Source organism: Kitasatospora sp. NPDC058965, assembly GCF_042741245.1.
In the GTDB taxonomy this organism is placed as follows: Bacteria; Actinomycetota; Actinomycetes; order Streptomycetales; family Streptomycetaceae; genus Kitasatospora.
This window is the reverse complement of record NZ_JBHYKG010000380.1, coordinates 1-7,402: the sequence shown is the minus strand read 5'-3', so window position 1 is coordinate 7,402 and position 7,402 is coordinate 1. Positions and strand designations below refer to the sequence as shown.

The following is a 7,402-nucleotide window of genomic DNA, read 5'->3' as shown; positions in this document are numbered from 1 at the left end:
GCCGCGGACGGCGCGGCGGCTCACCGGCGCCGCCGGCGGCCGGCCGTGCGCAGCGCTCCGCCACCGGTGCGCCCGACGGCGTCGCGGTAGTCGAGCAGCTGGCGCGGCATGTCGAAGGCCACGGCGGCCACCAGTTGGGTGCCGCGGGCGGTCTCGCGGTGGTAGGCGGCCACGAAGCTGCCGGTGCGCAGCGAACCCTCCACCACCTCCATCCGCTCGCCCAGCGCCGGCATCCCGACGGCCTGCAGCCGGGTGCCGTGCTGCTCGGACCAGAACCGCGGGACCGGGGTGAACGGCCGCGCCCGGTCCGGCCCGTGCAGCAGCGTGTCGGCGGCGTGCTGGCCCATCTCCACGGCGTGGATGAGGTGTTCGACCCGCCGGGGGACGGCGTCGAAGCGGGTGTTGGGCCAGCGGGCGACGTCGCCGGCGGCGACCACGTCCGGCAGCGCGCGCCCGCCGAGGTCCACCGCCCGGCAGCTCGCGTCGCACAGCACGCCGTCGGTGACGTCCAGTCCACTGTCGCGCAGCCACTCGGTGCGCGGCACGCTGCCCAGGCCCAGCACCACGAAGTCGGCGTCCACGACCTCCCCGTCGTCCAGCCGCAGCCGCAGGCCGGATCCGGTGTCGGTCCAGGAGCTGATCCGGGTGTTCAGGCGCACGTCGACGCCCGCCCGGGCCTGGATCCGGCCCACCACCTCGCCCAGCCGGCTGCCCAGCACCCGGCGCAATAGCGGGGCGCTGTGCACCACCAGGGTCACGTCCATGCCCTGGTCCCGAGCGGTGCAGGCGAGTTCGCAACCGACGAAGCCGCCGCCGAGGATCACCACGTGCCGGGCGCGGGCCGCCTGCATGGCCGCCTGGATCGCGGCGGCGTCGGCCAGCGTGCGCACGGTGCGGATCCGGTCGGTGAGCACCGGTGTCTGCGGCAGCCGCTTGGCGTCCACCCCGGTGGCGATCACCAGGCCGTCGTAGGGCAGTCGTTCGCCGCCGCGCAGGTGCAGCTCCCGGCGGTCCGGATCGAGGCCGATCAGGTGGGTGCCGAGCAGCCAGTGCGCCTCCAGTGCGTCGTCGGCGCGGAACCGCAGGTCCTCGTCGCCGAGTTCGCCGGCCAGGAACTGCTTGGACAGCGGCGGGCGGCTGTACGGACGGTGCACCTCCTCGCCGACCAGCACCAGTTCGCCGTCGAAGCCGCGCTCGCGCAGCCGGCTGGCGGCGCTCAGGCCGGCCAGGCCGGCGCCGGCGACCACGATCCGGCGCAGGTGGGGCGGCGGGCCGGCGGTGGTGACGGCGGTCGTCGTGGCGCTCCGGGCGTGGTTGGTTCGGGGGCGGTGGGTCGGCGCGGACGGCGGGGCGGCGGTGATCGCGACGGCCTGCATCGGGCAGCAGCGGGCCGCCTGCCGGGCCCGGGCGGCCAGGTGCTCCGGGACGATGCCGGTGTAGTGCAGCGAGCCGCCCTCGGAGATCCGGAAGACCTCGGGGGCTTCTTGCTGGCAGATGCCGTAGATGTGGCAGCGGTTGTTGTCCACGCTGACCTTCACCGGGGCGGTCTCTGGCACGAGCTCGGGCAACTCCGGCTCGGGGGCGGGTGGTTCGAGTGCGAGCGGTTGAGGCGCGGGCTCGGGGAGAGGCGCCGGGGCCGGTGCCGGTGCCGGTGCCGGTGCCGGTGCCGGGGGTGGGACGGCGACGAGCGCGGGGACGGCGTACGGTGCCGGGACGGCGTACGGCATCGGCGCGGGGTACGGCGCGGGAGCGGAGTACGCGGGGGCGTACGGCTGCGGCGGGTAGGCCTGCGGGTAGGAGGCCTGGGGATGCGCGTGGGCCTGCGGGGCCTGCGCGACCTCGTACGCCTGCGGCACCTCGTACGCCGGCAGCGCCGGGTACGCCTGCGGCACCGGGTACGCCTGCGGGGTCGGGTACGCCTGCGGGGCCGCGGCGAAGGCGGCCTCCGGCCAGGGGCCGGTCTGCGGCCAGGTGGCGTCCGGCCAGTCGGCGTGGTGGGCGGGGAGAGTCATCGAACGTCTACACCTTGGTCAGAAGGGGCCGTGGCGGAGCCGGGACCGGGACGGCAGCGCGCGGATCAGGAAGGCGAGCAGGCAACCCAGGGCGCCGCCGGCGACCGCGATCGCCACCAGGTTGAGGTGGCGTGGCTCCGGGTGCACGGTGAACACGTGCAGCCAGATCAACCCGTAAGCCAGGTAGCCGAATTGGTGGAACTTCAGCCAGCGGCGGTAGCTCAGCCGCTGTTGCAGCCAGACCGAGCACCCGACGGCGATCGCCAGTTCGGTGCCGAGCACGCCGAGGCCGACCGGGATCCGCTGCTGACCGCCCGCGAACGGCACCAGGAGGTCGGCGGTGCTCAGCTGCCACACCGGCTGGTAGAGGAAGGTGACGCCGTGCAGGGCGCCGAAGATCAGGGCCGACAGGGCGATCGTCATGTGTGCCCCGTACACCGTGCTCCGGTTGACGCTGCGCTGGAAGTAGCGCATCCGCAGCACGATGCCGAGCACCACGGTGGCGACCATCAGCACGTAGGCGATCAGCGCGGCCAGCCGTGCGATCTTGTGGACGCCCGTGTCGTAGGCGATTCCGCGGTTGTAGGCGTCGAGCGGGGAGCCCGGTATCGGGGCCTCGGCCGCCGCGTGGTGTGCGAGGAGCAGCGAGAGCGTGGTCATGGATTCCTGGAGGAAGCAGGAGGGGGGATGGTCCGGGCCGCTCGGCGGAGCGGCCCGGCACCAGCGATCGTAGGGTCGCCGGGAGGCCGCGAACTGCCGCCGGAACGCTTCCTAAGCAAGCCCTAAGGTTCCGCTGAACCGCCCCACCGGGAGGCCGGCGGGCCGGTTTCCCCGGCTGCCCGGGCCGGCCGTGAGTTTCAGCGGAACATCAAGCCCCGCAAGGGAGTTGACCCCGGTGACCGGCTCGGCGGACGGGGTGGCCGCGCGAGCGGCAGGCCCGTGTCCACGAGGGTGCGCACCGCGAGGGCCAAAACCGCTGTTCGGCGGCCTGAGTCCGGTGATAGACATCCGGCGTGCAAAAGAATCTTGACTTCTCCGACCTGCTGCGATGGATCGACGACCGGTCGGCCGCCCTCCGCGCCGCGGTGGCCGCCGCGCCCGGCCTCGACACGAAGGTGCCGACCTGCCCCGAGTGGACGCTGTTCGATCTGGCGAAGCACCTGGGTGGGGGAGACCGCTTCTGGGCCGAGATCGTCGCCGCCGGGCCCGCCGACGAGCCCTCGGCGCAGGCCGCGGCCGGGCGGGCCGCGCTGGTGGTGCCGCAGGAGCGCGAAGAGCTGGTGGCCTGGTTGGCCGAGTCGACGCAGCTGCTGCTGAACGCCCTGCGCGAGGCGGGACCGGAGGCCGGTTGCTGGACCTGGTGGCCGGTGTCACAGTCGCCCGTCACCGCCGGCGGCGTCGCCCGGCACCGGGTCCAGGAGACCGCGGTGCACGCGTACGACGCCCAGCTCACCGGGGGTGCACCGCAGCCGCTGCCGGTCGAGGTGGCACTCGACGGCGTCGAGGAGTTCCTGTTCACCTGCTGCGCGACCCCGAGCGCCTGGCCGCACGAGCCCACGTCCTTCGACTTCCACGCCGCCGAGGGCCGCTCCTGGCGCCTCACCGTCGACGGTGACGGTGCCCGCACCACCCCCGTCGCCGCGCCCGGCAGCACCACCGGCACTGACCCGGACCCGGCCGGGGCCGCCGTCCACGGCACCGCCGGCGAACTGGTGCTCTTCAGCTACGACCGCATCCCGCTCGACTCCCTGCGGCTCGACGGCGACGCCGCGCTGTTCGGTCTGCTGCGCAGCTGGGAGCCGGCGGAGTAGCCGGCCGGGTCGGCGTGTACGAGGGGTGCCGCGGTGGTCCGCGGCGCCTCGTACCCACGCCACCTGCCGGGCCGACACTCCGTCAGGCCGACCGGGTCGGCCGCTGCTTCTAGGATCTTCCGTATGGCAACCAGACTCGTGCAGATCAACATGAAGGCCCTGGACGACGCCGCGCTCGGCCGGTTCTGGGCGGAGGCCCTCGGGTGGGGCATCGACAGCGAGGCGCCCGGGGTGACCAACCTCGAACCCGTGGGCTTCGTGTACCCCGACCCTGCCGCCGTGTGCATCGACATCATCGCCCGCCCCGAGCCCAAGACGGTGAAGAACCGGGTGCACCTGGACCTGGCCACCACCTCGACGGCCCACCAGGCGGAGCTGGTCGCCCGCCTGAAGGACCTCGGCGCGACGCTCGCCGACGTGGGGCAGGGGGACGTCCCCTGGACGGTCATGGCCGACCCGGAGGGCAACGAGTTCTGCGTCCTGGAGCCCCGCCCGGTCTACGGGGACACCGGGCTGATCGCCGCCGTGGTGGTCGACTCCACCGACCCCCGGGAGATGGCCCGGTTCTGGGGCGAGGCGATGGACTGGACGGTGCACGAGGTCGCCGACGACTTCGCGAGCCTGCGCTCCGCCGCGGGCGTCGGCCCCTACCTGGAGTTCGTCCGCACGCCCGACACCAAGAGCGGGTGGAACCGCGTCCACCTGGACGTCAGCCCCTACCGCGGTGACGACCTGGCGGCGGAGGAGGCCCGGCTGCGTGCCCTGGGCGCCGCCGATCCCGGGATCGACCAGTCCGGCATCTCCTGGCGCATCCTCACCGACCCGGAGGGCAACGAGTTCTGCCTCCTCACCCCGCGCTGAGCCCCGGGCACCGCCGCCGGCCCCTCCCGGGGGTCGGCGGGGGTGGGGCCGGGGTGGGCGGACCGGGGCCCGGGCCGGCGAACGGCGGTCAGCTGTGGCGGTAGGTGTCCTGGATGTGCCCGGTGATGTCGGCCTTCAGGTGGCCGGAGCCGTACGCGTCCGACAGGTAGATGCTGATGAGCGGGTCGTCGCTGAAGTGGTCGGGGCCCTCCAGGCTGATGTACGTGCTGGTCGGGTGCGGGACGTTCAGCGTGGCCTGCGCCTTCTGGAGGAGTCCGGGGAGGCAGTCCCAGTTGACGCTGTTCAGGTCGACGGGCTTGTCGCCGGGGAAGACGGTGCCTTCGGGGCGGTGGGTGCCCGCGCCGTTGGTGTAGCTGAACCGGTCGTAGAGGTGCGCGTTCGCGGCCGTCGGCACGTTGGACTCCGCGTGCGTCGCGTAGAGCGAGAGGCTGAGCGCCTTGGTGGTGTTCAGCTGCTGCTGCTGTGCGGCGATGAACGTGCGGGCGCCCTGAGGGGTCACCAGACCCGCGCCGGCGGGGGACTGGACCGCACCAGGTCGGCAGTCCACCGCGACGGACGTGAACACGCCCGTGCTCCAGAGCGTGACACCGGCCACCGTCGCCAGGGCGACACCGACCGCCGACACGACCAGGATCCGGCGGCGGGTGCGGGACTTCGGCGCGGGCTTCCCGGATCCCGTGGCCTGCTTGCCGGTCCGGGGCTTGGTCCCGGTGGGGTCGGTGTGGTGGTGCGAGGAGCTCTGCGCAGGGCGGGCTTTCGGGCTCGGGCTCTTCGGGCCGTTGCTCTTGGGGCCGTTGCTCTTCGGGCCGTTGCTCTTCGGGCCGCGGGCCTTCGGGGTCTCGTGGTGCGGGCGGTAGCCGGGCGGCGGGGCGTCCTCGGGAACGGCGTCGTGGGGAACGGCGTCCTGGATCTCGGCCGCGGAGTGCTCGTCCGCGCCGCTGCTCGCGTCGGATCTTCGCCGGTCCGCCCGGGGGTCCTGCCGGCGGTCCTGCTGAGCGGTGGCCAGCAGGCGCTCGAAGCGCGCGACGCCGGGCCGCTGCGCCGGGTCCTTGGCCAGCGCCTCCGCCAGCAGCGGCGCGAGTGCGCCGGCCCGCACCGGGTCGGGGAGCACGGCCTGCAGGACGGCGGCCACCGTGGCGAAGTCGTTCGCCCGCCGGAACGGGTGCTGCCCCTCGACGGCGACGTAGAGCAGCAGGCCCAACGCCCACAGGTCCGCGTCCGGGCCCGGCGCGCCGCCCTCCAGGCACTCCGGGGACTGGTAGTCGGGGGCCGTGGCACCGGGTTCCGTGAGTGCCGTCCCGGCCGCGTCCGCCAGGGCGGCGCTGCCGAGGCCGGAGAGGACCGCCGTCCCGTCGGCGCGGAAGCGAACGGTCTCGGGCCGCAGGTCGCCGTGGTGGAACCCCTGGCCGTGCGCCGCGCGGAGCCCCGCCAGGAGCCCCCGGCCGATCCCGGCGGCCTCGGTCACCGCCAACGGTCCGTCGGACAGCCGGTCGGCGAGGCTGTCGCCCGGCACCAGCTCCGTCACGAGCCAGGGGTGCTCGCCGCTCTCGACGACCCGCTGCACCGCGGCGACATTGGGGTGCTGCAGGCGCGTCAGCTCCTGGGCCCGCAGCAGGACCTGGTCCCGCCACCGGTCCCGCTCCGCCGACCCGGTCGGCGCGGCACCGGCGGGACGGAGCTCGCGCAGCGCGACCTCCTGCGCGAGCAGGGTGTCCCGCGCCCGCCACACCCCGCCCCCCGCAGTGGTGCCCGCCAGCGGTTCGAGCAGTTCGTAGCGTCCGTCGATGAGCCGGCCGTCCGGCCCCCCAGTAGTCATGCCCGGCATCGTAGGAGGTACGGGCGAGTACACCATCCTCGGAACGTCACAGTTGGGAAACCCCTCCCGCAGGTGCCGGGCCGCGCCCGGTGGTTCGTTCCCGGCCGGTGGGACGGCGCGTGCGCCCTGCCGGTGGCAGCGTGGCAGGGGCCGGCGGAGTGGTTCGGCGACCAACGGACTCCTCGTGCCCACCGGCGGACAGTCGTAGGCTGAGAAATGCCCAACTCCGGGGTGCCGCGGCCGTCGCCGCCGGATGCCGCCCCGCGACAACCCGCCGAGGCCGCGACCCGGGAGTCACCCGGGGCACGTGGGCCCAACGGCAGGGGACACCCCTCGCGGCCGGGGCCGCGGTCGGGGTACCGAAGCGAAGGAACACCACCATGACGAACTCGAACGCCGAGCTGATCGGCCGGGCCTACCGGGACTTCGCCGTCGGCGACATCCCGGCCGTCCTGCAGCTCTTCGACGCAGACATCACCTGGCACGTCCCGGGGCAGAACCCGCTGTCCGGGGACTACCGAGGCCCGGACGAGGTGCTGAAGTTCTTCGGCCTGTGCCAGGAGCTGTCCGGCGGGACGCTCAAGGTCCCGGCCGACGAGGTCCTCGCGGAGGGAGAACGCGTCGTCGTCCTCAGCACGGTCTCGGCCGAGCGCCAGGGCCGGTTCCTGTCGAGCCCGGCGGTCCACGTGTGGCGCGTCGTCGACGGGAAGGCCGTGGAATTCCGCGAGTACCAGGACGACCAGGACGTCCAGGACGCGTTCTGGTCCGCGTGACCGCCCGGTCCGCGTGACTGCCTGGTCCGCGTGACTGTGCCGGGCCCGGCCCGGCCGGCTCCCGGATGTACCGGACCGGCGACCTGGCCCGCTGGACCCCGGACGGCC

At 74.3% G+C, this 7,402-nt stretch carries 6 protein-coding genes; 3 read left to right on the top strand and 3 right to left on the bottom strand.

What is annotated here, in order from left to right; all coding sequences use genetic code 11:
- Window positions 1–20: 20 nt before the first annotated feature.
- The gene (locus ACFW1A_RS36160; protein ID WP_380417038.1) at window positions 21–2,012 is read right to left on the bottom strand and encodes an FAD-dependent oxidoreductase; all 1,992 of its coding nucleotides are present in this window, start codon (window positions 2,010–2,012) and stop codon (window positions 21–23) included.
- Window positions 2,013–2,030: 18 nt separating this feature from the next.
- Window positions 2,031–2,672 carry a ferric reductase-like transmembrane domain-containing protein gene (locus ACFW1A_RS36155; RefSeq protein ID WP_380417035.1) on the bottom strand — a complete coding sequence of 214 codons (642 nt, stop codon included), beginning with the start codon at window positions 2,670–2,672 and terminating at the stop codon, window positions 2,031–2,033.
- 353 nt (window positions 2,673–3,025) lie between these two features.
- On the opposite strand from ACFW1A_RS36155, the gene ACFW1A_RS36150 reads away from it, so the two are divergent.
- Together ACFW1A_RS36150 and ACFW1A_RS36145 are read left to right on the top strand one after the other, a co-directional pair.
- Complete coding sequence (locus ACFW1A_RS36150; RefSeq protein ID WP_380417033.1) at window positions 3,026–3,823, top strand: maleylpyruvate isomerase family mycothiol-dependent enzyme; 798 nt, start codon at window positions 3,026–3,028, stop codon at window positions 3,821–3,823.
- A 123-nt stretch (window positions 3,824–3,946) separates the two neighbouring features.
- Complete coding sequence (locus ACFW1A_RS36145) at window positions 3,947–4,684, top strand: VOC family protein (RefSeq protein WP_380417031.1); 738 nt, start codon at window positions 3,947–3,949, stop codon at window positions 4,682–4,684.
- A gap of 88 nt (window positions 4,685–4,772) precedes the next feature.
- On the opposite strand, the gene ACFW1A_RS36140 is transcribed toward ACFW1A_RS36145, so the two are convergent.
- The gene (locus ACFW1A_RS36140; protein ID WP_380417028.1) at window positions 4,773–6,521 is read right to left on the bottom strand and encodes a protein kinase; all 1,749 of its coding nucleotides are present in this window, start codon (window positions 6,519–6,521) and stop codon (window positions 4,773–4,775) included.
- A gap of 380 nt (window positions 6,522–6,901) precedes the next feature.
- Here ACFW1A_RS36140 and ACFW1A_RS36135 point away from each other — a divergent pair, with 380 nt between their 5' ends.
- Window positions 6,902–7,294, top strand: coding sequence for a nuclear transport factor 2 family protein (locus ACFW1A_RS36135; protein WP_380417025.1), 393 nt, complete (start codon window positions 6,902–6,904; stop codon window positions 7,292–7,294).
- Window positions 7,295–7,402 lie beyond the last annotated feature (108 nt).

Bases quoted from the DNA above. Each gene is read 5' to 3' on its own strand.
- ACFW1A_RS36160 (WP_380417038.1), bottom strand. From the start codon at position 2,012: ATGACTCTCCCCGCCCACCACGCCGACTGGCCGGACGCCACCTGGCCG.
- ACFW1A_RS36155 (WP_380417035.1), bottom strand. From the start codon at position 2,672: ATGACCACGCTCTCGCTGCTCCTCGCACACCACGCGGCGGCCGAGGCC.
- ACFW1A_RS36145 (WP_380417031.1), top strand. From the start codon at position 3,947: ATGGCAACCAGACTCGTGCAGATCAACATGAAGGCCCTGGACGACGCC.
- ACFW1A_RS36140 (WP_380417028.1), bottom strand. From the start codon at position 6,521: ATGACTACTGGGGGGCCGGACGGCCGGCTCATCGACGGACGCTACGAA.
- ACFW1A_RS36135 (WP_380417025.1), top strand. From the start codon at position 6,902: ATGACGAACTCGAACGCCGAGCTGATCGGCCGGGCCTACCGGGACTTC.